Annotated in this window: 27 protein-coding genes; 13 read left to right on the top strand and 14 right to left on the bottom strand. The window is 37.8% G+C overall.

The genetic code is table 11. The features are described 5' to 3' along the window. Positions 1-91 precede the first annotated feature (91 nt). Complete coding sequence (locus tag FEE95_RS08170) at positions 92-778, bottom strand: response regulator transcription factor (protein WP_138657380.1); 687 nt, start codon at positions 776-778, stop codon at positions 92-94. A 254-nt stretch (positions 779-1,032) separates the two neighbouring features. On the opposite strand from FEE95_RS08170, the gene FEE95_RS08165 reads away from it, so the two are divergent. The 3 genes from FEE95_RS08165 (at position 1,033) to FEE95_RS08155 (ending at position 2,910) form a co-directional block, all read left to right on the top strand. Beyond that, positions 1,033-1,341, top strand: coding sequence for a T9SS type A sorting domain-containing protein (locus FEE95_RS08165; RefSeq protein ID WP_138657379.1), 309 nt, complete (start codon positions 1,033-1,035; stop codon positions 1,339-1,341). 170 nt (positions 1,342-1,511) lie between these two features. After that, positions 1,512-1,835: a T9SS type A sorting domain-containing protein gene (locus tag FEE95_RS08160; protein ID WP_138657378.1), complete on the top strand. Its 324-nt coding sequence runs from the start codon at positions 1,512-1,514 to the stop codon at positions 1,833-1,835. Between the two features lie 97 nt (positions 1,836-1,932). Next, on the top strand, positions 1,933-2,910 hold the full coding sequence (locus FEE95_RS08155; RefSeq protein ID WP_138657590.1) for a LuxE/PaaK family acyltransferase: 978 nt from the start codon (positions 1,933-1,935) through the stop codon (positions 2,908-2,910). Here FEE95_RS08155 and FEE95_RS08150 read toward each other — a convergent pair. From FEE95_RS08150 to tyrS, 3 genes are all read right to left on the bottom strand, one after another. Further along, the gene (locus FEE95_RS08150; RefSeq protein ID WP_138657377.1) at positions 2,907-3,302 is read right to left on the bottom strand and encodes a hypothetical protein; all 396 of its coding nucleotides are present in this window, start codon (positions 3,300-3,302) and stop codon (positions 2,907-2,909) included. The two genes, FEE95_RS08155 and FEE95_RS08150, sit on opposite strands and share 4 nt — an antisense overlap. Positions 3,303-3,409: 107 nt before the next feature. Next, the gene (locus tag FEE95_RS08145) at positions 3,410-3,667 is read right to left on the bottom strand and encodes a hypothetical protein (protein WP_138657376.1); all 258 of its coding nucleotides are present in this window, start codon (positions 3,665-3,667) and stop codon (positions 3,410-3,412) included. 90 nt (positions 3,668-3,757) lie between these two features. Further along, complete coding sequence (tyrS, locus tag FEE95_RS08140; protein ID WP_138657375.1) at positions 3,758-5,056, bottom strand: tyrosine--tRNA ligase; 1,299 nt, start codon at positions 5,054-5,056, stop codon at positions 3,758-3,760. A gap of 103 nt (positions 5,057-5,159) precedes the next feature. On the opposite strand from tyrS, the gene FEE95_RS08135 reads away from it, so the two are divergent. Next, positions 5,160-6,167, top strand: coding sequence for an NAD-dependent epimerase/dehydratase family protein (locus tag FEE95_RS08135; RefSeq protein WP_138657374.1), 1,008 nt, complete (start codon positions 5,160-5,162; stop codon positions 6,165-6,167). Here the strand turns inward: FEE95_RS08135 and FEE95_RS08130 are convergent. From FEE95_RS08130 to FEE95_RS08120, 3 genes are read right to left on the bottom strand one after another with little or no spacing between them, the layout of a single operon-like run. Next, the gene (locus tag FEE95_RS08130; protein WP_138657373.1) at positions 6,127-6,561 is read right to left on the bottom strand and encodes a DUF4296 domain-containing protein; all 435 of its coding nucleotides are present in this window, start codon (positions 6,559-6,561) and stop codon (positions 6,127-6,129) included. The genes FEE95_RS08135 and FEE95_RS08130 overlap by 41 nt on opposite strands. A gap of 2 nt (positions 6,562-6,563) precedes the next feature. Continuing rightward, entirely contained in the window at positions 6,564-7,898 is a 1,335-nt protein-coding gene (locus FEE95_RS08125; RefSeq protein WP_138657589.1) for a dihydroorotase, read from the bottom strand. A 2-nt stretch (positions 7,899-7,900) separates the two neighbouring features. After that, positions 7,901-8,629 (bottom strand): polyprenol monophosphomannose synthase, encoded by a 729-nt coding sequence (locus tag FEE95_RS08120; RefSeq protein ID WP_138657372.1) that lies wholly within the window; start codon positions 8,627-8,629, stop codon positions 7,901-7,903. Between the two features lie 132 nt (positions 8,630-8,761). Between FEE95_RS08120 and FEE95_RS08115 the strand changes: the two genes are divergently transcribed. The 3 genes from FEE95_RS08115 (at position 8,762) to FEE95_RS08105 (ending at position 11,946) form a co-directional block, all read left to right on the top strand. Then, positions 8,762-10,429 (top strand): ArnT family glycosyltransferase, encoded by a 1,668-nt coding sequence (locus FEE95_RS08115; protein WP_138657371.1) that lies wholly within the window; start codon positions 8,762-8,764, stop codon positions 10,427-10,429. Beyond that, a complete protein-coding gene (locus tag FEE95_RS08110) occupies positions 10,429-11,091 on the top strand; it encodes a DUF4271 domain-containing protein (RefSeq protein WP_138657370.1) in 663 nt (220 codons plus the stop codon). The genes FEE95_RS08115 and FEE95_RS08110 overlap by 1 nt, the downstream gene beginning before the upstream one ends. Before the next feature lie 108 nt (positions 11,092-11,199). Beyond that, positions 11,200-11,946 carry a uroporphyrinogen-III synthase gene (locus FEE95_RS08105; RefSeq protein WP_138657369.1) on the top strand — a complete coding sequence of 249 codons (747 nt, stop codon included), beginning with the start codon at positions 11,200-11,202 and terminating at the stop codon, positions 11,944-11,946. A gap of 92 nt (positions 11,947-12,038) precedes the next feature. Here the strand turns inward: FEE95_RS08105 and pckA are convergent, their stop codons facing one another. Next, positions 12,039-13,655, bottom strand: a complete 1,617-nt coding sequence (gene pckA, locus FEE95_RS08100; RefSeq protein WP_138657368.1) for a phosphoenolpyruvate carboxykinase (ATP) — start codon at positions 13,653-13,655, stop codon at positions 12,039-12,041. A 68-nt stretch (positions 13,656-13,723) separates the two neighbouring features. Beyond that, on the bottom strand, positions 13,724-14,110 hold the full coding sequence (locus FEE95_RS08095; protein ID WP_138657367.1) for a DUF423 domain-containing protein: 387 nt from the start codon (positions 14,108-14,110) through the stop codon (positions 13,724-13,726). Positions 14,111-14,193: 83 nt separating this feature from the next. On the opposite strand from FEE95_RS08095, the gene FEE95_RS08090 reads away from it, so the two are divergent. Then, positions 14,194-15,567, top strand: coding sequence for a saccharopine dehydrogenase family protein (locus tag FEE95_RS08090; protein WP_138657366.1), 1,374 nt, complete (start codon positions 14,194-14,196; stop codon positions 15,565-15,567). A gap of 54 nt (positions 15,568-15,621) precedes the next feature. Then, positions 15,622-16,092: an Lrp/AsnC ligand binding domain-containing protein gene (locus FEE95_RS08085; protein ID WP_138657365.1), complete on the top strand. Its 471-nt coding sequence runs from the start codon at positions 15,622-15,624 to the stop codon at positions 16,090-16,092. A 6-nt stretch (positions 16,093-16,098) separates the two neighbouring features. Here FEE95_RS08085 and FEE95_RS08080 read toward each other — a convergent pair whose 3' ends face one another. The 5 genes from FEE95_RS08080 to FEE95_RS08060 form a co-directional block, all read right to left on the bottom strand. After that, on the bottom strand, positions 16,099-16,527 hold the full coding sequence (locus tag FEE95_RS08080) for a GNAT family N-acetyltransferase (RefSeq protein WP_171037003.1): 429 nt from the start codon (positions 16,525-16,527) through the stop codon (positions 16,099-16,101). Positions 16,528-16,593: 66 nt separating this feature from the next. Next, a complete protein-coding gene (locus FEE95_RS08075) occupies positions 16,594-17,292 on the bottom strand; it encodes a zinc metallopeptidase (RefSeq protein ID WP_171037002.1) in 699 nt (232 codons plus the stop codon). A 99-nt stretch (positions 17,293-17,391) separates the two neighbouring features. Next, positions 17,392-18,492 (bottom strand): alanine dehydrogenase, encoded by a 1,101-nt coding sequence (gene ald, locus FEE95_RS08070; RefSeq protein ID WP_138657363.1) that lies wholly within the window; start codon positions 18,490-18,492, stop codon positions 17,392-17,394. A gap of 264 nt (positions 18,493-18,756) precedes the next feature. Continuing rightward, a complete protein-coding gene (locus FEE95_RS08065) occupies positions 18,757-21,807 on the bottom strand; it encodes a leucine--tRNA ligase (protein ID WP_138657362.1) in 3,051 nt (1,016 codons plus the stop codon). Positions 21,808-21,867: 60 nt separating this feature from the next. Next, positions 21,868-22,725 carry a UbiA family prenyltransferase gene (locus FEE95_RS08060; RefSeq protein WP_138657361.1) on the bottom strand — a complete coding sequence of 286 codons (858 nt, stop codon included), beginning with the start codon at positions 22,723-22,725 and terminating at the stop codon, positions 21,868-21,870. A 111-nt stretch (positions 22,726-22,836) separates the two neighbouring features. Between FEE95_RS08060 and FEE95_RS08055 the strand changes: the two genes are divergently transcribed. The 4 genes from FEE95_RS08055 to truB all read left to right on the top strand — a co-directional run bounded on the left by FEE95_RS08055 (position 22,837) and on the right by truB (position 25,639). Next, positions 22,837-23,715: a cell division protein FtsX gene (locus FEE95_RS08055; RefSeq protein ID WP_138657360.1), complete on the top strand. Its 879-nt coding sequence runs from the start codon at positions 22,837-22,839 to the stop codon at positions 23,713-23,715. A gap of 106 nt (positions 23,716-23,821) precedes the next feature. Continuing rightward, positions 23,822-24,088, top strand: coding sequence for a DUF3098 domain-containing protein (locus FEE95_RS08050; protein WP_138657359.1), 267 nt, complete (start codon positions 23,822-23,824; stop codon positions 24,086-24,088). Further along, complete coding sequence (locus FEE95_RS08045; RefSeq protein ID WP_138657358.1) at positions 24,089-24,883, top strand: undecaprenyl-diphosphate phosphatase; 795 nt, start codon at positions 24,089-24,091, stop codon at positions 24,881-24,883. Positions 24,884-24,910: 27 nt separating this feature from the next. Continuing rightward, positions 24,911-25,639, top strand: a complete 729-nt coding sequence (gene truB / locus FEE95_RS08040; protein WP_138657357.1) for a tRNA pseudouridine(55) synthase TruB — start codon at positions 24,911-24,913, stop codon at positions 25,637-25,639. Positions 25,640-25,685 lie beyond the last annotated feature (46 nt).

The raw sequence follows: 25,685 nt of genomic DNA, 5'->3' as shown, positions 1-25,685 counted from the left end.
TTAAAAAAGTTTGAGCAGATTATGACCCTGTACAATAGGCATCGTACAAATATCATATTTTAGTCAGGGAAATAACAAAAAAACATTGAAATTAGAGTACAAATTTATACCCAACCCCTTTTATGGTTTTGAAATGATCTTCGCCGATTTTTTCCCGAAGTTTTCGAATATGTACATCTATTGTTCGACCTCCAACAACCACTTCATTACCCCAAACACGATCTAAAATAACCTCTCTTTTAAAAACTTTATTGGGTTTGGAAGTTAAAAGGGACAATAGTTCGAACTCCTTTCTAGGAAGAACTAGTTCCACCCCATTATTCACAATTTTATATTCCTCGCGGTTGATAACAATATTGCCCACTTTTACAATATCTTCCGCACTGCTATCTTCTTCTTTCAATCTTCTCAACAAACCTTTAATCTTACTAACTAAAACCTTAGGCTTTATGGGTTTGGTAATATAATCATCAGCGCCAGCATCAAAACCTGCCACCTGGGAGTAATCTTCTCCACGTGCGGTAAGAAATGTGATAATCGTATTCTCCAAGCCTTTCGTATTTCGAATAATTTCGCATGCTTCGATACCATCCATTTCGGGCATCATAACATCCAAAATAATTAAATGAGGCTGTTTTTTCTTTGCTTTTGCAACTCCTTCGGCCCCATTTTTTGCTGTAAAAACATTGTATCCTTCTGAAGACAAGTTATAACTTAGAATCTCCAAAATATCGGGTTCGTCGTCTACTAATAGTATTCTAATGTCCTTTTTTTTCATCGAATGTTGAAGTTATTCCCTCAAATGTAAATATAAAACCTTTATCAAATCTGCTCTTAACGTTGATTTAATGTCATAACAATTTGATAACATTGGCAAATTCGTTGAAACCTATTAAGAATCAATAAAAAGGTGACAAAACCGGAAAGGAAACCTGTATTTCGTCGAAAAATTCCGCTATTAAGGGCACTCAAACCGTCTTAGCCAACCTATTATTCTTATATTTGTGGTATACATTTTGTTGACAATACTGCATGAAGCACCTTTACCTAATTGTTTTTTTCTTGTTTGTTACTTTTAGCTATGCCCAAAGTGGTGGAGGTAAAGGAGACATTGACGGGTTTAAACTTTACCCAAATCCAGTTACCAATGGTAAGGTATATATTAGTACTAATGAAAATGCAGCAAAGAAAATTTTAATCTTCGATGTATTGGGGACTCAAGTTTTAGAAACTACTATTTTAGGTAAAGAACTGAACCTTTCCGACTTAGATGCAGGCGTTTACGTACTTCGGGTCTATGAGAAAGACAAAGTAGCTACAAGAAAGCTGATTATTAAATAGTTAAGCACCTATTTTTTATCTCTGGTATATTTTCTTTTTCGTTTATTGGTCAAAAAAATCGATAAACAGTAATAGAAATTTTGTTTACCTACAATTTGACGAATTTCACAACAATATTTAGTTTTAGCCGTACCCCTGTCCTATATTTATAATCCCAAATGTTTTAACCTATGAAAAAATGCTACTTCGGCTTACTGCTGCTGTTGACTTTATCTGCCCATGGGCAAGATACTATAAGCTTCAACCAGACCTTACCAGCAACAGAGTCATCCATTAAAATTTATCCCAATCCGGTAACTAATGATGTAGTGTATATCACTACGTCAAAAAATGGCATCAAGGATATCATAGTATACGATGTTTTCGGAGAAATGGTACTGACCGATAGAATATCATCAAAATCATTAAATATATCGCGACTTGTACCTGGTGTTTACGTATTGCAGGTTACCGAAGGTAATGAAACAATGACCCGCAAGTTGGTAGTCAAATAATATTCTTAACTCAAATTCTTAAAGGCCCTTGTTTGTTAGCAAGGGCTTTTTGTTTTATTAGAGCTGTGGTATGTTTACTTTTACGGCAGACAATATTATGAACAGCTCAACAGTATTTAAAATCAAAAATGAATCGGAATTTGAAGCGAAAGCTTTGGAGGTTTTCGAATTTCAATATCGAGAGAATACGGTCTATCGAGAATTTTGCAATTACTTAGGAAGAAACCCTAAAAACGTTAGTCAAATTCTACTAATTCCTTTTTTGCCTATCGAGTTCTTCAAATCCAAAACTGTACTGACCGGTCACAACCCATCTCAAATCGCATTTTCTAGCAGCGGTACAACCGGAAACCAAACAAGTCTGCATCATGTAACCGATTTAGGTATTTATAAACAAAGCTATCTGAAAGCTTTTGAGCATTTCTATGGAGATATTCAAGACTATTGTATTCTAGCATTGCTCCCTTCTTATCTAGAAAGAGAAGGCTCCTCTCTCATTTATATGGTTGATGACCTCATTAAAAAAAGTGGACATCACGATAGTGGGTTTTATTTGGATGAATTCGATTCCCTTAAGAACAAATTATTGCAATTAGAAGTGTCGGGTAACAAAGTACTATTAATAGGGGTTTCATTTGCATTGCTAGATTTTGCAGAAAAGTATTCCCTCGAATTAAAGAATACAATAGTAATGGAAACGGGTGGAATGAAAGGAAAGCGAAAAGAAATGATTCGTAGTGAACTCCATCAAACTTTAAAGCAAGGATTCGGAGTTGACGAAATCCATTCTGAATACGGAATGACCGAACTACTCTCTCAAGCCTATTCCAAAGGAAATGGAATATTTAAAACGCCCCGTTGGATGAAAGTCTTCATACGCGACACAGAAGACCCGCTTACGTTTCAAAAAAATGGAAAAACGGGGGGAATCAATATTATTGACTTGGCTAATATTAATTCCTGCTCCTTTATTGCTACTCAAGATTTAGGAAAAAAGTATGCCGATGGTAGCTTTGCAATTTTAGGTCGTTTTGACCACTCCGATGTTCGCGGTTGTAATTTGATGGTACTCTAGTCTATTTTTTTATAAGTGAGAGTTATCTCGTCATCAGCAATCTCAGGATTGTCCACAAAAGACATTATAAGGAGGTCTCCTTTTATTTCATAAGTGAACTCCCAAGTGTTATTAATGACGACCTTATCATTTTGAATTTGAAAATCATACCGTCCTGCGCCAGTAATAAAGAAAGTTTCGGATGAGTTCTCAATTGTCAAGGTGCCTTCATCGTTATTAAAAATGATTTTATGAGCACTAAAATCAAAATCCTCAGGATAAAAACAAAAGCAACTCGCGCTTTGAAGTTCCCATTTTCCATTTAAATCTGCTGGGGTCGGCGTACTATCATCTGAATTTTCACAAGAAAATAATATGCCTACAAATAGCAGACAAAAGGCTAACTTTTTCATATCTCTACTTTTGAGTAGAACAATTTCGAAATAAAAAACCCTAACTGAATTCGAAAAAATTATTTGACCACTCTTTTATTCGACAGTTTAGTTTATTGGTTCTTTAATCACCCACCACCGCCATGATTCAAGTTTGAGCTGAAATAAAAATACAACACTATTAATCCTATTATCAAAAGAACGAAGAGTACAAAACTGAAATAAAAGATTACCCTACTACGCGTTTTTGAAGAAAAACGTGCCAACCCATAAAACAAAATTCCAAAAAGTAAGGCAAGAATACTATTGCTAATAAAAAGAGGTTTCACCGCATGTTCGAATTCAGTCAAGTGTCCGTCAGGAAAACCCATCGAAACAGTACTCATATAGCTCAAAATAGCTGAAAACAATGAGATCACTAAGAGTATATAAGCGAGTGTCTTAATCTTGGAATTACCTATTGCTTGCACATCGCATTAGTTCACCACTAAAACAAAATAATTTTTCTTTCCACGTTGCAAAAGCACAAATTTGTCATTTATCAAATCAGAAGATGTAATCTTATGATCTTCTTTTACCTTTTCTTTATTCACCGAAATGGAGTTCTGTTTGAGCTCTCGCCGCGCTTCTCCGTTAGAAGCTAAAAATCCTGTTTGGGCAGCTAAGGCTCCAATCATATCTAAGCCTTCACCCTCTAATTCAGATTTTGAAATTTCCGATTGAGGAACACCGTCAAATACATCTAAAAAGGTTTTTTCATCTAGCTTTTTCAAATCTTCCGAAGTAGATTTCCCAAAGAGAATTGCACTTGCAGCAATAGCATTATTCAAATCCTCTTTTGAATGCACTGCAGTTGTAATTTCTTCCGCCAATTTCTTCTGAAGTGCCCGCTGATGGGGAGCTTCAACATGCTCGGCAACAAGAGCTTCAATCTGTTCTTTTGAAAGAAACGTAAATATTTTAATATACTTTTCGGCATCGGCATCTGAGGTATTTAGCCAATGCTGATAGAATTTATATGGAGATGTTCTTCCCGCATCTAACCAGACATTGCCACTTTCTGTTTTACCGAATTTGGTGCCGTCGGCTTTCGTAATTAACGGACAGGTAAGTGCATAGCCTTTTCCGCCGCCGATTCTACGAATTAGTTCCGTTCCTGTTGTAATATTCCCCCATTGATCACTACCCCCCATTTGTAAGGTACAGTTGTGTTCCTTGTAGAGATGCAAGAAATCATAGCCTTGCACCAATTGGTAGGTGAATTCGGTAAATGACATGCCTTCTTTTGCTTCCGCGGACAATCTTTTTTTCACCGAATCTTTAGCCATCATATAGTTTACAGTAATATGTTTGCCTACATCACGAATAAAATCCAAAAATGAGAAATCCTTCATCCAGTCATAATTATTAACTAGAATCGCCGCATTTTCAGCATCACTACTAAAATCTAAAAAGCGAGAAAGTTGTTCCTTTAATGCCACTTGATTATGACGCAAAGTAGCTTCGTCCAATAGGTTGCGTTCTGAAGATTTTCCAGAAGGGTCACCAATCATTCCGGTTGCGCCTCCAATCAAAGCAAAAGGTTTATGGCCAGCAATTTGAAAGTGACTTAACATCATCACCCCTACTAAATGCCCAATATGAAGTGAATCTGCCGTAGGGTCGATACCCAAATAGGCAGACTGCATACCACTTAACAGATGTTCTTCAGTACCCGGCATCGCATCATGCAACATTCCCCGCCATTTTAATTCTTCAACAAAGTTGGAAGTCATTTTAATTCAAGTTTAGCATTTGGTGCAAATATAAAAGGAAATATCGCGCTTTTCCTGAAGTATCAAGAGGAAATTATCCGGGGGTATTCGCTAACTTTGGACTATGATTTTAGTCACGGGGGGAACGGGTTTAGTTGGAGCACATCTCCTTTTGCATTTGCTTCAAAAAGGAATGCCAGTTCGAGCCATCCATAGAAAAGGAAGCGACCTGAAACGGGTGGAAAAGGTTTTTGGATATTATTCTGAAAACGCTTCTGAGCTCTTTGCAAAAATTGAATGGGTTGTAGCTGACCTCAACGATATTCCTGATTTACAACTTGCTTTTAATGATATTCAATACGTATATCATGCCGCTGCGCTAATTTCATTCAATCCCAGTGATTATAAAAAATTATTGAAAATAAATGCTGAAGGCACTGCCAATATTGTAAACTTATGTGTTGCAAATGACATCAAAAAACTGTGCTATGTAAGTACTATAGGCACCATCGGAAAAAGCATAGGCGACGCTCCGGCTACCGAGGAAAACGAATGGAACGATTTGAATGTAAATGTATACGCTCTTTCCAAGTACGAAGCAGAAATGGAAGTCTGGCGTGGGTCTCAGGAAGGTCTTTCAGTAGTCATGTTAAACCCAGGAGTCATTCTTGGACCCGGTTTTTGGGAGACTGGCACTGGCGCACTCTTTACTGCTGCGAATAAAGGCTATTCGTTTTATCCACCGGGAGGCACAGGGTTTATAACAGTTCACGACGTCATAAAAATGATGACTTTGCTTATGGAGTCTCAGATTGAAAATGAACGATTTATCGCCGTTGCCGAGAATCTCACTTTTCAGGAAATTTTGACTCGATTGACTACCTCATTAGGGAAATCGGCACCTAAGAAAAAGTTGAAATACTGGCAATTGGAAATGGGTAGGATAGGTGATTTGATATGGAGTACCCTAACTGGAAATCCTCGTAAAATCACAAAAAGCTCGATCCACTCTCTGAAACACCGAGATTTCTATGAAAATCAAAAAATACGGGAAGCTTTGGATTTCACCTTCGAATCTTTAGACCCTACCCTTACTTTTTCTTGTCGTCTTTTTTTGGAAGAGAATCCTTAGTCACAAGTCCTTTTCGTGTTGCTTTCATCTCGGTCGCCTTAAGGCTATCCCGAATTTTTTTTGCGGTAACAATCCGTTCCTTCTCCGCTTCTAATTTTGCTTCTACTGCAGTGTAAATTTCTTCATGTTCCTCTGGAACCGATGCATAGTAGCGATCACTTTCAACGAACTGAACACTATCAATACCATATTTTGTAAAAATATATTCGGTAGGTTCGATTTTGTGATCTCTCAAAACTTGTGCATTGGTTACTTTGGCGGCATTTACGATTGCCAGATCGTTTAATATCAAAATCATCTTTTCTTTAGGAATAAGGTTCTCGGGCTTATCCATGAGCTTTTCAGCACAGGCAGAAAAAAGAATTATCACCAGAAAAAGAAGTGTTTTTTGCATAGCTATCGATCAAATGTCAACCTTCTTGCATTTCGCTCTACTGAAAAGTTTCCGTTTTCATAGGCCACATGACCATTCACAAAAGTATGGGTTATTTTAGAGGCAAAGGTGAATCCGTCAAAAGGAGACCATCCACATTTATAATGTGCATTTTCTCGTGTCACCTCCCAAGGATTATCCAAATCTACTAGAACTAAATCAGCAAAATAGCCTTCCCTTATAAAACCACGCTTTTCTATATCAAAAAGTTTTGCTGGATTATGAGACATCTTCTCCACCAATTTTTCCAGCGAAATCGTTCCCTCCTTATGCTTTTGCAACATCGCCGGTAAAGCATGTTGAACCAAAGGTCCACCAGATGGAGCTTTCGTATAGACATTGTCTTTTTCCTCAAGAAGATGCGGCGCATGATCTGTTGCAATTACATCAATACGGTCATCTAGCAAAGCTTCCCAAAGTTTAGTTCGATCCGCCGCTGTTTTAACCGCCGGGTTCCACTTAATTAAAGTGCCCTTGGTATCATAATCTACATCTGAAAACCACAGATGATGAATACATACTTCTGAAGTAATCTTTTTCTCTTCTATCGGAATATCATTGCGAAACAAATCCATTTCCTTTCCTGTAGATAGATGAAAAACATGCAATCGTGCTCCGGTTTTCTTTGCCAGGTTTATCGCCTTAGATGAAGAAAGATAACAGGCTTCTTCACTTCGAATTAATGGATGATATTTTACTGGAATATCATCTTCATATTCTTCCTTATATTTTGCCAGATTACGTCGAATGGTACCCTCATCCTCACAATGAGCGGAAATAACCATTTCAGTACTCTGAAAAATCTTTTCAAGCACCTCCTCATCATCTACCAACATGTTTCCGGTGGAAGAACCTAAGAACAGCTTCACTCCTGAACAGGCATTCCTATCTAAACGCTTTAGCTCCTCCAAATTATCGTTGGTACCACCAAACAAAAAAGAATAATTGGCAAAGGAAGATGCAGCTGCCATAGCGAACTTTTCTTCTAATTTTTCAATCGTAGTTGTCTGCGGATTCGTATTCGGCTGCTCCATAAAAGTAGTAATGCCTCCGGCAATGGCAGCTTTGCTTTCCGAAGCAATATTTCCTTTATGAGTTAAACCGGGCTCTCTAAAATGAACTTGATCATCGATTACACCTGGCAATAAATGCTTTCCAGTAGCATCAATAACTTTAGCTTCTGGGTCTGAAATGTCTTTCTCAATTTTTTGAATGCGGTCATCTTGCAGCAACACATCCGCCTCATAAGTCCTATTTTCATTTACTATCGTTGCATTTTTAATCAGATGCTTGGCCATTCTCAATATCTGTTTTTTTGAAACATACTGTTCCATTTGATTTTTAAAACCCCAAAAATGGCCTCACTTACAATAGAAGAACTCATTTTCGATTTCCCTTTTTCCCGGTCTCTAAAAATAATAGAAACTTCCTGTATTTTGTAATTCATAATATAGGCCCTAAATTTCATTTCAATCTGAAAGGCGTAACCAACAAAACGAATGGAATCTAAATTAATTTTCTCTAAAACTTCTCTTTTGTAGCAAACGAAACCCGCGGTTGGATCGTGCACCCGCATTCCAGTAATCATTTTCACATAAAACGACGCTCCATAAGACAGCAGTACACGATATAAAGGCCAGTTAACTACATTAACACCTTTCTTATATCTTGAACCTACGGCAACATCAGCACCATTCTTGCAGGCAGTGTGTAAACGCAATAGATCAGAAGGGGTATGGGAAAAATCGGCATCCATCTCAAAAATATAATCATATTCTCGTTCTATAGCCCATTTAAAACCATGAATATAGGCAGTCCCAAGTCCAGATTTTTCCTTACGAACTTCTAAATGCAATCTATCTCCGAATTCTTTTTGTAATTGACGTACCGTAGTGGAAGTGCCATCTGGAGAATTATCATCAACAATAAGAACATGAAAATTCGTTCGTAGTTCAAAAACAGCCCGAATAATCGCCTCAATGTTTTCGATTTCGTTGTAGGTGGGAATAATTACTAAGCTATCAGACATTGAACTGGTTTGAGTTCGACAAAAATAGTGTTTTCAAAAGTGCTGAAAAGTGACTTTAGCCGTTTTATGATTTTTTTAAATAGACGTTTAAACACAAGAATTTGTAATTTTGATGCCGAACAACCTCAACACATGCTTAAAAATCTGCCTAGGCTTTTTTTATTCCTCTTAGGAACAATTTTAGTAATTAATTTACTTCAGGCCCATTTTACCGAACTCATTTTCGACGAAGCATATTATTGGTATTATTCCAAAAAACTTGCCTGGGGTTACTTTGACCATCCCCCCATGGTTGCTTGGATGATTAAAGGCAGTAGCCTTTTTTTTGAAGGAGAATTGGGAGTTCGTTTTATGAGTTGTCTGCTTTCGGCATCCACCCTGATTATTTTATGGATGACCATCGACCACCCAAAGAAGAAAGAGTATGTGCCACACTTTTTTGTAGTTGCATTTTCGATGAGTCTCTTAAATGCCTATGGTTTCTTTACACTGCCTGATACACCACTTTTATTTTTTACTGCTCTTTTTCTTTATGTTTACAAGCGATTTATAGCTGCGCCATCCGTCATTCTGAGTATAGTTTTAGGAGTAGTTATGGCAGCTTTAATGTACAGTAAGTATCACGCTGTATTAGTAATTGTATTTGTTTTATTTTCCAACTTAAAATTAATTCGAGACAAATATGCTATACTGGCAGTGACTATATCTTTAGCATGCTATGCTCCCCATTTTTTATGGCTATACGAACATGATTTTGTTTCTATTAAATACCATTTGTTCGAACGACCAAATCAGGCTTATGATTTTAATAAATTCACCTTGGGATATTTGGTAAATCTGCTTGCCATATTCGGACTTACTTTTCCTTTCGCCTATTATATTTTATACAAATCGAAACCGAAAGACATTTTTAGCAAAGCACTTACTTTTCTAACCTACGGCGTACTCATTTTCTTTTTTATCTCCAGTTTTTCAAAACGTGTTCAGACTCAATGGATTATTGTTGTTTCAATTCCGATGGTATTACTAATCTTTAATTACATCATAGAAAATGAGAAGACTAGAAAATGGATTTATGGATTGGGCATTGCCAATATAATAATATTACTTTACCTAAGGGTAGGACTTATTTATGAGCCCTTGTTTCCGATAGTCTTCGAAACCCATGGTAATAAAAAATGGGTTGATCGCTTGGAGTATGATGTCTGGGATATTCCAGTTGTTTTCGAGAATTCCTATAGAAATGCCCCGATGTATGAATTCTATTCTGGCCGCAAGGCCATTTCGCTAAATAACATTCAATATCGGCAAAACCAGTATTCGATAGATGGTTCTGAGGCAAGTGTGCAACACAAAAGAGTATTCTACGTCACGCCATATACCCGTATCGCAGGTTTTGCTTATCCGCTTCCAAACGGCGATCTATTTTATGGTGAGTATATTGACCATTTTGAATCTTATCGCAGATTGAAAGTTATTTTAGAGAAAGATGAATTGGATAATAATTTAGACAAGACCTTTAAAATGAAGGTTTTTAATCCGTATGAAGTTGACATTCCTTTGGATAAACTCAAATTCGGACTCGCCTATTTAAACGACTATAAGGAGGTGCGAGATATCAGAAAAGTAGCCGCATCTCCTATTGACGCCACTATTTTAGTCTTAAAATCAAATGATACTGTAAATTTTACGTTTAAACTACCAAAAACTAAAATGGAGGAACCGGGTTACTTTAGAATAGGTATATCAGAGAACGATCTTCCGTACGGACTCAATGGTAACAACATCAAACTCAAATAGTGGAGCCACTACTTCGAAACATAGAAAACATTGATTGGATTACTCTTCTGATTTTTGGAAGTTTACTATTGATTGTAGTTGCTAAAAGTACTTTTTACAATCGATTTTTAAATTTTATCATCTTGCCTTTTAATAATAAGTACATCTTTATGTATAACAAAAAGGAAAAGTTGATGAACTGGTTTCATATTTTCTTTACAGTTTTTTTAATAGTCAATTTTTCATTGTTTATATATTTATCATGGAAGACTTTTTTCGGTTCCTTAAAGGACCCAGACCTAAACCTTTATGTATATCCAATCATATTAGGGTCTTTGCTGATTTTTTTAATCTTGAAAGTATTTCTTCAGCTGGGAAACGGTTTCATTTTCAATTCTAACAAAATCATAAGCGAGTTAATCTTTAAGAAGCTTTCCTACCTAAATCATAGTGGTTTGATTATGTTTTTGGCCAACATAGTTTTATGTTATGTTTTCAAGGATTCAAAAGCTGTTGTTTTTGTAACTTTTTTCTTGATTCTTTTAATAAATGGTATAGGATGGGTCACCTTGTTAAGGAATCATCAAAAATTTATCGCGAACAATTTTTTCTATTTTATTTTGTACCTTTGCGCACTCGAAATTGCCCCCTGGGTAATTATGGGAAGTTATTTAAAAGATTGATGCAGAGGAAAATAAACTTATAACAATTTTAGCGTAAGCGATTTTGAAAAAGTTTTACAACAGTTCACAGACGCTTTGTCTGACCAAGGAACCAAAAAATAGTACTAGATGAAAGTAAAAACGATTTTGGTGTCTCAACCAGAACCGAAGATGGAAAACTCCCCTTATTCCAAATTGATTGATAAGGAAAAAGTTAAAGTCGATTTTAGACCTTTCATTCATGTTGAAGGGGTTGATGCAAAAGAAGTACGTCAACAGAAAATTGACCTTAAAAATTTCACAGCCATTATTCTTACGAGCCGCAATGCCGTAGACCATTTTTTTAGAATTGCTGAAGAAATGCGTTTCAAAGTTCCTGATAGCATGAAGTATTTCTGTCAATCGGAAGCCGTTGCTTACTACTTGCAGAAATACGTAGTTTATCGTAAGCGTAAGATATATGTTGGTAAAATGAACTTTCCTGATTTAGTGGTATTGTTTAAAAAATATAAGGAAGAAAAATTTCTTCTGCCTTCTTCTGATTCTTTGAAAACCATCGTCCCTGAAACTTTGGATAAATTGGAAATAGATTGGACAAGAGGCATCTTTTACAGAACCGTCATTAGTGACTTATCAGATTTGAAGGAAGTTTATTATGATGTTTTGGTATTCTTTAGTCCATCAGGAATTGAATCATTATTGAAGAATTTCCCTGACTTTGAACAAAATGACACGAGAATAGCCGTTTTCGGAAATTCAACCGTCAAAGCGGCGACAGAGGCTGGGTTACGGTGTGATATCAAAGCACCAACACCTGAAACACCTTCAATGACCATGGCTCTTCGAAAATATATTCAAACAGCGAATAAAAAATAGGTCCCAAAAAGACTGGTAATAAAAAATCCCTGAAATATCAATTTCAGGGATTTTTTTGTTTTGATTTTTTTGGCTATAATCTCCTTTCTTATTTAAAAAGCATAGCGTTGAGGACCTCCTCGGCGTATTTCTTCGCTCGCATATTCCTCAAATTGTTCAAAATTTTCACGGAAAGCATTCGATAATTTAAATGCCGTTTTGTAGTAAGCATCATCATCATTCCAAGTCGTTCGTGGAGACAAAACTTCTGTTGGAACACCAGGACATGAGCGCGGTTGTGCAACACCAAAAACAGAGTGAATATGGTAATCATTATAGTTATATAATCCTAAATCACCATTCAGGACCGCATTAATCATTGCTCGCGTATATTTTAGCTTCATACGTGTCCCAACTCCGTAAGGTCCGCCTGTCCAGCCCGTATTTACCAGCCAAACATTTACTCCGGCATCTTGCATTTTCTTACTCAACATCTCGGCATATTTCGTCGGATGCAAAGGCATAAACGGCGCTCCAAAACAAGCTGAAAAAGAAGGAATTGGTTCTTTCACCCCAGCTTCAGTTCCTGCAACTTTTGCAGTGTAGCCAGATATAAAGTGATAAGCTGCTTGGCTTGGTGTCAATTTCGATATCGGGGGCAAAACGCCGAAAGCGTCGGCAGTCAAGAAGAAAATATTTTTTGGGTTTTCACCAAGTGAGGGCTGCTTGATATTCTCGATATGGTAGATGGGATAACTTACTCTGGTATTCTGAGTTATCGAAGTATTTTCAAAATCTACCATTCCAGCATCATTCATGATAACATTTTCAAGGATAGCTCCTTTTTTGATCGCCCCATAAATTTCAGGTTCTTGTTCTGCTGACAGGTTAATCACCTTTGCATAACATCCTCCCTCAAAATTGAACACCGCATTTTCATTATTCCATCCGTGTTCATCATCCCCGATTAATTTTCTATTCGCATCAGTCGACAAGGTGGTTTTTCCTGTACCTGATAGACCAAAAAATATGGCGGTATCTCCTTTTTTACCCACATTGGCCGAGCAATGCATAGGCAATGTATTTTTTTGAACAGGAAGAATAAAGTTCAAGGCTGAAAAGATTCCCTTTTTTATTTCCCCCGTATAACCAGTACCTCCTATTAAAGCAATTTTTCTGGTAAAGTTGAGTATTGCGAAATTGTGTTGGCGTGTACCGTCAATTTCAGCATCTGCCATAAAACCTGGGGCATTGATTACGGTCCACTCAGGTTCAAAATTCTTGAGTTCCTCATTCGTTGGGCGAATGAACATATTGTAAGCGAACATATTTGACCAAGGATATTCATTTATAACACGAATGTTCATTCTGTAATTCGCATCTGCACATGCATAACAGTCGCGTACATATAGCTCCTTATCACTAACATATCCAATTACTTTATCGTACAAGGCATCGAACTTTGAAGGTTCAAATGGAATATTGATATCACCCCACCAAACCTGATTTTCAGTGATTTTATCCCGTACTATAAAGCGATCCATCGGCGATCTTCCCGTAAATTCTCCAGTATTCACGGCTAAAGCTCCAGAAGAAGCTTCCTTGCCCATATTCTTCTCTAAAGTGATTTCATGGAGTCTTGATGGAGAGAGCTGGTAATGAATAGTATTATGCTTGATTCCATAATTTTCAAGAGAAACGGTTGTTGGCACTTTTTTCGAATTATTCATTCAATGTCTGTTTTGATAGGTCAAAATTATTGAAAATTTATTTTTTAAGTGTGTAAAATGAGAATATATTAGCTAAAATGCCTGTGTGCTCGATAACCCATAAGAAGCCATCCCAAAATAAGTAGCAATCCGCCTATTGGAGTGACGAATCCTATCGTTTTAAAATCGAAAGAAGTCAAACTATTTGTTGCCAAAAGGTAGATTGAAAAGGAAAATAAAAAAACCCCACCCAAAATAAAATAGTAGATGAATTTTTTACTGTTCTCGGGTATTCTTGCAGTACTACCAAGAACTAGAAGAAGAAGGGCATGATACATTTGATATTTTACTCCGGTTTCAAATGTTTGTATCGCATCAGTTTCGATCAAGTTCTCTAATCCGTGGGCACCAAAGGCTCCAAGCATTACTGCTAGGACTCCGAGCACGGTTCCTGTTAAAAATATTGTTTTGTTCATAACTTAAAAATCAATTTTTTTTATAAATGTAACAATTTGATACCTTAGTATTCCGTTTACAAAAGTAACCAAACAGAAAGCCAATGCGTAAGATACTAGTGGTCGGAGCCGGAAAATCTACTTCATATCTAATTGACTATTTTCTAGAAAAGGCAGTGCCGGAAAATCTGCACTTGACCATTGGTGATATTAATCCTGATGCCATGCCATCTGAAATCAAAGACCATGAAGCCTGCACTGTTATTCATCTCGATATTTTCGAGGATGAGGAACGTAAAAAAGTTATTCAAGAAAGTGACATTGTAGTTTCGATGCTTCCGGCACGAATGCACATGCAAGTTGCAGAAGACTGTATTGCTTTTGGAAAGCATCTGGTTACGGCGTCTTATGTAAGCGAAGAGATTAAGACCTTAGATGATCAGGCCAAGGAAAAAGGTTTGGTGTTCATGAATGAGATTGGACTAGATCCTGGTATCGACCATATGAGTGCGATGCAAGTCATTGACCGTATTCGTGATAAGGGTGGGAAAATGATTCTTTTTGAATCATTTACTGGAGGTTTAGTCGCACCAGAAAGCGATAACAACTTATGGAACTATAAATTTACTTGGAACCCCAGAAATGTGGTGGTAGCAGGTCAAGGTGGAGCTGCTAAATTTATTCAGGAAGGAACTTACAAGTACATTCCATACAACAAGTTATTTCGTCGAACGGAATTTTTTGAGATTGAAGGATACGGTAGGTTTGAAGGTTATGCCAATAGAGATTCTTTAAACTACAGGGAAGCTTACGGACTGCAAGATGTGCTCACCTTATACAGAGGTACCATGCGTCGCGTAGGTTTTTCTAGAGCTTGGGATATTTTTGTCCAACTTGGTATGACTGACGATAGTTATACCATAGAAAATTCCGAAGGCATGAGTTATCGTGACTTTGTTAATTTGTTTCTTCCCTATTCGCCAACTGATTCAGTTGAACTTAAACTCAGGCATTACCTTAAAATCGCCCAAGACGATATCAAATGGTTGAAGCTGCAAGAATTGAATCTATTTGACTCTCAAAAAACAATTCCTTTAATAAATGCCACTCCTGCACATATTCTGCAATTCATTCTTGAAGATAGTTGGTCTCTTGATGAGGAAGACAAGGATATGATTGTGATGTACCATAAATTCGGATATGAATTAGATGGAAAACAGTATCAAATTGATGCGAATACCGTAGTTAAAGGAGAAAGTCGAACACATACGGCAATGGCCAAAACAGTCGGACTACCTGTGGCTATAGCAGCATTGGCCATATTGAATAAAAAAATCACTACACCAGGAGTTCAAATCCCGATTCAAAAAGAGGTTTACGGACCTATACTTGAGGAGTTAAAGAATTACGGGGTCGTTTTCAAAGAGTACGATGTTACCTATAAAGGATATAACCCTGAATCGGTTTACGATAAGTAAACTATTGATTCCGTTTAAATTCTATACTTTTACTACAAATCTGAAACTGTATAGATGAAATCCAATTCCAAAAGTGTAAAAATTGACGGAATCGACAAAAAGATTCTAAGATTTTTAATGGCAGATGCTAGGAAACCCGTGCTTGAAATTGCTCGAAATATAGGCATCTCGGGAGCCGCCATTCATCAACGCTTGAGAAAGTTAGAGGCATCAGGGTTATTGGCCGGTTCAAAGTTTATCATTAACCCGAAAGTGATGGGCTATACTACAATGGCGTATATCGGAATCTATTTGGACAAGGCTATGAGCAACCCAAAAGCAGTGAAGTTATTGGGAGAAATTCCTGAGGTTTTGGAATGTCATTATACTACCGGAAACTGGTCTATTCTTATCAAAGTACTCTGTAAAGACAATGAGCACTTAATGCATGTTTTAAATAAAGAAATTCAGCAAATTGAAGGAGTTTCGCGAACAGAAACTTTTATTTCTTTAGCGCAGCAAATTGATCGGCAAATAACGATATAAATGCTCTCATTCAAATTCATATAGTATGAATGGCTCGTCGTCTGGCGTACCACCCGAAGCCTTATAGCACTTTTGCGCAGCGATATTTGACTTTTCAGTGCCAATCCAAGCTTCCTTACAACCCAATTCTTGGGCGTATTCCCAAAGTCTCTTAACTAAAGTTCTGCCGATTCCTTGATTTTGAAAAGCCGCTATCACGCCAACCTCATTCATAAAAAGTTCCGGGTCCTTATCAGGGTGCACATAATGAAAGGCCGAAGCCATTCCAACCACTTCCTTACTATTGAATGCCAAGAATAAATGATGTCTCGGATCTTCAAAAAACTCTATTGCACGATTTCTTTTAATCGGATTATCAAACAAAGTATCGCCCACTTTTTCAATAGCAGGCAAATCCTCTATTGTAGCCAGTCTTATTTCGATTTCATTTTTCATAATTAAATTCATAAAAAAACCTGCTCAGTATACATCTGAACAGGTTCCATATTTTTTCAATTCAGATTAATCCCTACTGGCCACCCGCATAGCGAAATATAACAATGTTGCCAAGGCTCCTATAGCTGCAACCAAATAAGTTCTAGCGGCCCATTTCAAAGCATCTTCTGCACCCGCGTATTCTTCTTGACTAACCATGTTTTTGTTCTTCAACCAAGCTAACGCACGGTTACTGGCGTCATACTCAACTGGTAGAGTCACAAAACTAAATAAGGTTCCTATTCCGTAAAGACCGACACCTACCCAGGCAACGGTGCCTCCGATAGCAGTGGTTTGCATTAGGGCCAATCCTCCAATTATTACCCACATTGAAAATCGAGAAGTGACATTCAAAATAGGCACAAGCTTCGACCGCATTTGCAACCAATCGTAAGCCGTCGCATGTTGTACCGCATGCCCCACTTCGTGCGCTGCTACAGCTGCCGCTGCTGCATTTCGCTGTGAGTAAACACCCTCACTTAAATTTACCGTTTTATTCGCTGGATTGTAATGGTCAGTTAACATTCCTGGAGTCGAAATCACTTTCACATCACGAATACCATGATCTGCCAACATTTTTTCTGCAATCTCAGCACCACTCATTCCGTTGCGCAATTGCACTTTGGAATACTGTTTAAATTTACTTTTAAGTCGGCTACTTACCAACATGCTGAACAGTCCGAAAACAGCAGCTATAATGATGTAGCCCATATCAAATCCTAACATACTTTTTATCTTTAGTTAATGTGTATTAAAATTACAACATAAAAAGCAAAAACCCCGCCATTTTAAAGCGAGGTCCAATTTCTGACAAATTGTCTATTATTATACTGCTTCAGCTTCCCAATCAAAAGCTTCAATAATTTCTCTGTAAACCACTTCTCCTTTAATAATATTCAATCCTTTTTGTAAAGACTCATCGTTATCCGTTGCTTCTTCCCATCCTAAATTGGCAAGTTTCAGCACATAGGGTAATGTTACATTAGTCAAGGCTACGGTCGAGGTGTATGGAACCGCTCCCGGCATATTGGCTACAGAATAATGTACCACATCATCGATGATATAAACGGGGTCTTCATGGGTAGTTGGTCTTGTTGTCTCAACACAGCCTCCTTGGTCAACGGCTACATCAACAATTACAGTTCCCGGACGCATACTTTTAAGCATATCCCTAGTTATCAATTTCGGTGCTTTTGCACCCTTCAACAGAACACCACCTATAATTAAATCGTGGGTTTTTATATGTTTACGGATATTGAACTCATTTGAAAATTCCGTTATCACATGAGAAGGCATAACATCATTGACATAACGCAGTCTTTTCATATTGACATCCATTATGGTAACATGTGCGCCGAGGCCTGCAGCCATTTTCGCTGCTTGAATACCTACAACACCTGCACCAAGAACTAAAACCTTACCAGGTTGTACCCCAGGAACACCCCCTAATAAAACCCCGCGACCTTTTACCGGTTTCTCAAGATATCGAGCGCCCTGTTGAATAGACATCCGCCCCGCCACTTCAGACATCGGAGTCAATAAAGGAAGAGCGCCATCCTCATCTTCAACAGTTTCATATGCAATACAAATCGACTCACTCTTTATCATGGCCTTAGTCAAAGGCTCACTAGATGCGAAATGGAAATACGTGAAAACAATTTGGTCTTTTTGAACTAAGTCGTATTCCTCTTCAATGGGTTCTTTTACCTTAACTATCATCTCGCTCATTGCGTAAACAAGACCTATCGTATCTAACAATATTGCTCCAGCACTTTTGTAATCTCCATCGAAAAAACCGCTTCCTTCTCCTGCGCCAGATTGCACATAGACGGTATGACCATTCTTAACCAATTCGAAAACCCCAGCCGGCGTCATACCAACGCGGCTTTCATTATTCTTAATTTCTTTTGGGACACCTATTTTCATTGCACATGATTTTAAAATTCTTGACAAAAATGTGACATTTCCTATTCAGATAAAAATAAAATCGACAAAAAATAGGGGTAATCAGTTCAAAAATAACTTTTAATTTTATTTACCCCCAAATTTTAAGGGGGTAATATTATTAAATATGTATATTTACACATTCAATACCTATAATTTTATAGGGTATGAATAAAATGTTTAGCAAAACCCCCTTAATGATTTCATCAAGGGGGTTTATTATGTAGTAGTAGTAGTAAGGAATAGTTACCCTACAATATTAACAATCTTACCAGGAACCACAATTACTTTTTTAGGCGTGCGCCCAGCCAATTGCTGCTGCGTTTTTTCATGGGCCATCACTGCCGCTTCAATATCTTCTTTGGACATATCAGCCGGAAGCTCCATTTTAAAACGCATTTTACCATTAAAGGAAATCGGGTATTCTTTACTACTTTCTACCAAATATTTAGGTTCAAAAGTTGGAAAAGGTGCCGTTGAAATTGATTCGGAATGCCCCAATTTCTCCCAAAGTTCTTCTGCAATATGCGGTGCATAAGGCGAAACCAAAATTGCTAAAGGCTCTAAGATGGCTTTACAGGTACATTTCTGAGCCGTCAATTCATTCACACAAATCATAAAGGTAGACACTGAAGTATTGAAACTAAAGTTTTCAATGTCTTCTTCTACCTTTTTGATGGTTTTATGTAAGGTCTTTAGGTTCTCTGCGGATGCTTCAGCATCAGTTATTTTAGAACCGTTTTCGTTGAAATACAATTTCCAAAGTTTCTTTAGAAAGGAATGTACTCCAGTAATACCTGCAGTATTCCAAGGTTTGGATTGCTCTAAAGGACCTAAGAACATTTCATACAAACGCAAACTATCTGCGCCATACTCCTTTACAATATCATCTGGATTGACGACATTGTATTTGGATTTGGACATTTTTTCAATTTCTCTATGAGTTAGGTACTCACTTTTATTATTTAGAAGATACTTTTTATCAGGATAATCTTTAAAAAAGTCACTTTTTTCAAACTTTTCAATGTCCAAATTGTCCGAAACCCCCTTTAATAAGTTAGTAGGTAGTCTCCTTGGCAATAGCTTAAAGTTGAGACTAAACTTTTCACCACCTTCCTCAAAATAAAAGTCATCTAAATTCTTAATATGACTTTTTACAAACTTAAAAACCCCCTTGGATTTATCATTTTCAAGAACTCCAAGTTTTCCAGGAATATATTCAACAAGTTCATATGCTTCTTTTGTTATGAACATACTTGGCATCAAATGGCCTTTACCAATAAAAGTTTCAGCATCTTCTGACAAACCTCCAGGTACTACCCAATAAACAAAAGCACTAGTCCCGGTAATCATTCCCTGGTTAATCAGCTTTTTCGCAAACTCATCTTTAGGCACATAGCCCCTATCGAACATAAACTTCTGCCAAAAACGGGCATATAATAAATGCCCAGTAGCGTGTTCGCTGCCGCCAATGTACAAGTCCACATCTTGCCAATAGTCAATCGCCTCCTTTGAAAAGATCGCCTCATCATTATGCGGGTCCATGTAACGGTTGAAGTATTGCGAGCTTCCCGCCCAACCTGGCATAGTGTTTAGTTCTAGGGGGTAGACACCGTTCTCGCCCTCTTGGTCTCCCCCGGAGGGGGAGATAAATTCGTTACTTACAATCTGATTCGTTTTCGTGTCCCAAGCCCAAACGGTGGCATTTCCTAAAGGTGGTTCGCCTGTCTCTGTTGGTAAATATTTTTCTACTTCAGGAAGCACTATCGGCAAATGTTCCGCTGCAATCATCTGCGGCATTCCATCGACGTAATAGACTGGAAAGGGTTCACCCCAATAGCGTTGTCTACTAAAAACGGCATCGCGCAAACGGTAATTGATTTTTCCTTTGCCCTGGCCTAATTTTTCCAATTCGTAAATGGCTGTTTTTACTGCTTTTTTATAGGGGAGTCCGTCCAAGAAATCGGAATTGGCAATGACGGTTTTTTCTTTATCAGCAAACGCTTCTTCTGAAATATCAACACCTTCAAAAATATTCGGAATCGGAATGTCAAAATGTTTTGCAAAATCCCAATCCCGTTGATCACCGCAGGGAACGGACATTACCGCACCTGTTCCATAACCCGCTAAAACATAATCCCCAATCCATATCGGAATCGGTTTTTTTGAGAATGGATGTTCCGCATATGCACCAGTAAAAGCACCAGAAATCGTTTTTACATCGGCCATTCGGTCACGCTCCGAACGTTTTGCTGTTGCTTCTATGTAAGCATCAACTTCAGCTTTTTGCTCGGGAGTTGTGATTTTGGCTACCAACTCATGTTCGGGGGCTAAAGTCATAAAACTTACTCCGAAGATGGTGTCGGGTCTAGTTGTGAAGACTTCTATGGCATGTTTGTTCTCGACTCCGCTCGAAGTAACTGTGTAGAAGGTAACAGAAGCTCCTTGTGACCTGCCAATCCAATTTGTTTGTGAGTCTTTTAATGGTTGTGGCCAATCAATCGTATTTAAGCCATCTAACAAACGCTGCGCATACGCGCTGATACGCATGCTCCATTGGGTCATTTTTTTACGGATTACGGGGTGACCACCCCTTTCCGAAACTCCGTTTACGATTTCGTCATTTGCCAAAACTGTTCCTAGTGCAGGACACCAGTTTACCTCGGTATCCGCCAAATAGGTCAATCTATATTTTAAAAGGATTTCCTGTTGTTCTTTGCTAGAAAAGCCATTCCATTCTACAGCTGAAAATTCAGGTGTATCCTCATCACAAACCGCATTTACATTTGCGTTTCCATCCGAAGAAAAGGTAGCAACTAGAGTTTCAATGTCCTCCGCTTTATCCGAATCCTTGTTATACCATGAATTGAACAATTGAATGAAAACCCACTGGGTCCATTTGTAATACTTAGGGTCAGAAGTACGCACTTCGCGACTCCAATCGAATGAGAATCCGATTTGGTCTAACTGTCGGCGGTAGGTTTTTATATTTTCTGCTGTGGTTATTGCAGGATGTTGTCCGGTCTGAATTGCATATTGCTCTGCGGGCAATCCGAAGGAATCATAGCCTTGCGGGTGCAACACATTAAATCCTTTATGCCTTTTGTAACGCGCATAAATATCACTTGCAATATAGCCGAGTGGGTGTCCGACATGTAATCCAGCTCCCGAGGGATAAGGAAACATATCCAGTACATAAAACTTCTCCTTTTCGGAGTTGTTTTCTGCTCTAAAGGTTTGATTTTTGGCCCAATAGTCTTGCCACTTCTTCTCAATTTCATTGAAATTGTATTGCATGATGCTCGCTTCTTAAAAGTAAAGGGCAAAAATAGGTTTATTCTATTAAATGGGGAAAGCTTAGCTAAAGAGGAGTTTACCACTATACAACACCCAAACCATCGAAAGAATGGCGGATAAATTGATTGCATACCCAAACAGTTTCATTTGTGGTATAGTATAAGGTTTATCTTTAAAGAAGATAAATACATCGAGCACCAGCCATATCGAAAACACCAGTAAGAAAAGAGCCAGAACGAGGTCTTTGAACCAGTACCAAACTAAAAAGGATTCAAGCAATAAAAGTACCAGCATCAAAAGTTTAGAATTTCTTCTTTTCAATAGAGTTGCTGTTGTTCGTTTCCCGGATTTTAAGTCGGGTTCAATATCCATAATCTCACCTGCGATATGAGCTTGAAAAGCAAAAAGCGATAAATAGGTCAATGTTTGCCAAGGTAGCGTTTCCAAACTGTTCAATTCGGTGCCAAAAAAAGCTGTTGTTACATATCCAATTTGAATTAAAATTTCAAATGGTGGTCTTTCTTTAATCCGAAAGGGCTTGAAATTATAGAGGATATTTACAAGCACCATAAAGACTAAAAGCAGAAACATCTTGAATCCAGAGAGGTAGGTGAAAATCACCACAAATGGAAGTATTACCCAAGTAATCTTCTTCAGTACCCCATCTAAATGTTTTCTTGGAGCCTTTGCCCCGAACAAGAAGTTTCCTTTTCGTTCGTTTACCGCATCAGCTTGTTCATCATTATAGTCGTTTAGCCCGTAGACCAAATAATTTAGGGGAAAAGTGACGAAAAAGAGACCCAACCAAAATAAAGATGACTTCCAGAAACCTTCTTGATTTCCGAAGGGCACCAAGTAAATCCATATAGTGGGAAACCATAATCCTGGTCTTGAGATTTTGAGATCGAGTAGGTTCATTTAGTTTTGATTCGTAGTTCTAACGAAGATATCTTTCAAATATTAGAAACCGAAACTATATACAGGTGTGATTCAATTTACTTTCCTAACTTTACCTACTCAACACCTACTATGGGCAAATCTTTCGAGCAATATCAAAAGCGAAAGCTAGTATCATCCTACTTCTCAGTAGTTTTGAGTATTGCCCTAGTGCTTTTTTTATTGGGAATTCTTGGGCTGCTAGTGCTGAACACCAAAAAAATGGCTGACCACTTTAAAGAACAGATCACCATATCGGTCTATTTAAAGGAAAGTGCCAAGGAGGTAGAAATCGACCAGCTTCAGAAGAGTCTCGCCATGGCGGAGTATACCAAAACAGCCACATACGTGTCTAAAGAAGAGGCCGCTGAAAAACATACAGAGGAAATCGGGGAGAACTTTATTGAGTTTTTAGGGTATAATCCACTAAAAAATTCCATTGATGTGAATCTGAATGCTGATTTTGTATCCCCAGAAAAAATAGAAGAAATCGCTGCTGAAATCACCGCTAAAGGATATGTTGAAGAAGTCAGCTACGACCAACCTCTAGTAGGTTTGCTAAATGATAATGTCAAAAAAATAAGCCTTTGGATTCTTATCGCTAGTGGTATATTCACTTTTATTGCTGTCCTCTTGATTAATAGTTCCATTCGATTGTCGATTTATTCAAAACGCTTTATCATAAAAACAATGCAAATGGTGGGCGCCACCAAAACCTTTATCAGAAGGCCTTTTATTTGGACGAATCTCAAGCTTGGTATGCTAGGTGCCCTTGTTGCTCTATTAGCTTTAGGAGCGGTGCTGTACTATATAAACGAGAACTATCCTGAGTTGGGCTTATTTGACGACCCTACAATTCTAATTATTCTTTTCGTTGGAGTTTTTGTTTTAGGAGCCCTAATATCATGGTTAAGCACCTATTTTGCAGCACAGCGTTTTCTAAATCTTCGTACTGACGAATTGTATTACTAAAAAAATCTTGACCATTGCCCTGCCAGATATGAGACGATAGACTAGAAAATAAGTCGTGACTTAGATCAATACTCAAAAACGAATAACTTTTACTTAAATTTGCGATATGGGCAAGAATCAAAAAAATAATATTGAACAGCCAAGACAGGAGTTTATATTCCAAAAAAAGAACTACATGTTCATGTTTGTTGGCATTGCGTTTATCGCGTTGGGCTTTATTTTAATGAGCGGTGGTGGTAGTGACGACCCGAATGTCTTTAGTGAAGATATCTACAATTTTCAGCGCATTAGATTGGCGCCGACTTTAGTGCTTATAGGTCTTGGCATCGAGGTCTATGCTATTTTGTTGAATCCCCATAAGAAGAAAAAGTAATTGGATATTCTTGACGCAATCATCCTTGGCATCATTCAAGGATTAACCGAATTTCTACCAGTATCATCTAGCGGACACTTAGAATTGGGAAAAGCAATTTTAGGGGATAATTCCGTTCCCGAAGAAAGTTTGCTATTCACAGTTGTACTTCATTTTGCTACGGCGTTAAGTACCATTGTGGTTTTTAGAAAGGATGTTTGGGAAATACTCCGCGGACTCTTTAGTTTCAAATGGAATGAAGAAACACAGTTTTCATTAAAAATTATAGTTTCTATGCTGCCCGCGGTCTTTGTTGGCCTGTTTTTCGAGGAACAATTGGAAGCTTTTTTTGGAGGTAATATTCGATTCGTTGGCTTTATGCTATTGATTACTGCGGTACTATTATATTTTGCGGATAAAGCAAAAGACACTGACAAGAAAGTGAGTTTTAAAAATGCGTTTATTGTTGGTGTATCCCAAGCCATTGCAATGCTCCCGGGTATTTCAAGAAGTGGTGCTACAATATCAACTTCGGTACTTTTGGGTGTTGATAAAACAAAGGCCGCTCGTTTTTCTTTCTTAATGGTTGTTCCACTGATTTTCGGAAAAATAGGAAAAGACCTTTTAAGTGGCGACCTCACTTTTACTGGAGAAAACAATGTTGCCATGGGCGCAGGATTTATTGCTGCTTTCGTCGCTGGGTTGGCCGCCTGCACTTGGATGATTCAATTGGTTAAAAAGAGTAAACTTTCTTACTTTGCTATTTACTGCTTGATTGTAGGTTTAATTGCAATTGGGTATGGTTTTTGGGGATAATTAACTGACCCCGTAATTTTCTTCAAAATGGATACGAGAACCAAAGAAGATTTCCTAAACGGACAGTTACTGCTTATTGACAAACCGCTCGGCTGGTCATCATTTCAGGCTGTAAACAAGCTAAAATGGGCCATTCGAAAGAAATTCAGTCTAAAAAAAATCAAAATTGGTCACGCTGGAACCCTCGACCCATTAGCTACTGGTTTGCTTTTGATATGCACGGGAAAGTTTACAAAAACTATAAATGAGCTGCAAGGACAAATCAAAGAGTATACGGGCACCATTACTTTAGGAGCCACGACACCTTCATATGATTTAGAAACCGCGGTAGATAAAAATTACCCTACGCAGCACATATCAGAGGAAAAGATTCATAAAGTCGTTGCTAAGTTTATCGGCGAAATCGAGCAACTTCCTCCAATTTTTTCTGCTCTAAAGAAAGATGGTAGACGGCTCTATGAATATGCACGTGAAGGAAAAGAGGTTGAAATCAAAAAAAGGAAGATTACCATTTCAGAGTTTGAGATTACATCTATCAATATGCCTAAGGTAGATTTCAGAGTAGTCTGCACTAAAGGCACTTATATACGGTCTTTAGCACATGACTTTGGAAAAATGCTGGATTCAGGTGGACATTTATCTGAACTGAGAAGAACCAAAATAGGGGATTACAACGTAAATAAAGCCCTCGATCCAACCATTTTTGCGGACGATTTACTAGGAAAACAAGAGGATTCACAACAAATTGAGTCTTAAGTTTTCCGTTCAACGAAAAAATTAAATAATTTTTAGATATTAGAGT

Source organism: Maribacter algarum (ex Zhang et al. 2020) (assembly GCF_005885635.1).
Lineage (GTDB): Bacteria > Bacteroidota > Bacteroidia > Flavobacteriales > Flavobacteriaceae > Maribacter_C > Maribacter_C algarum.
Note: the sequence above shows the minus strand (reverse complement) of the source record. Positions and strands in the feature narration are given on the sequence as shown.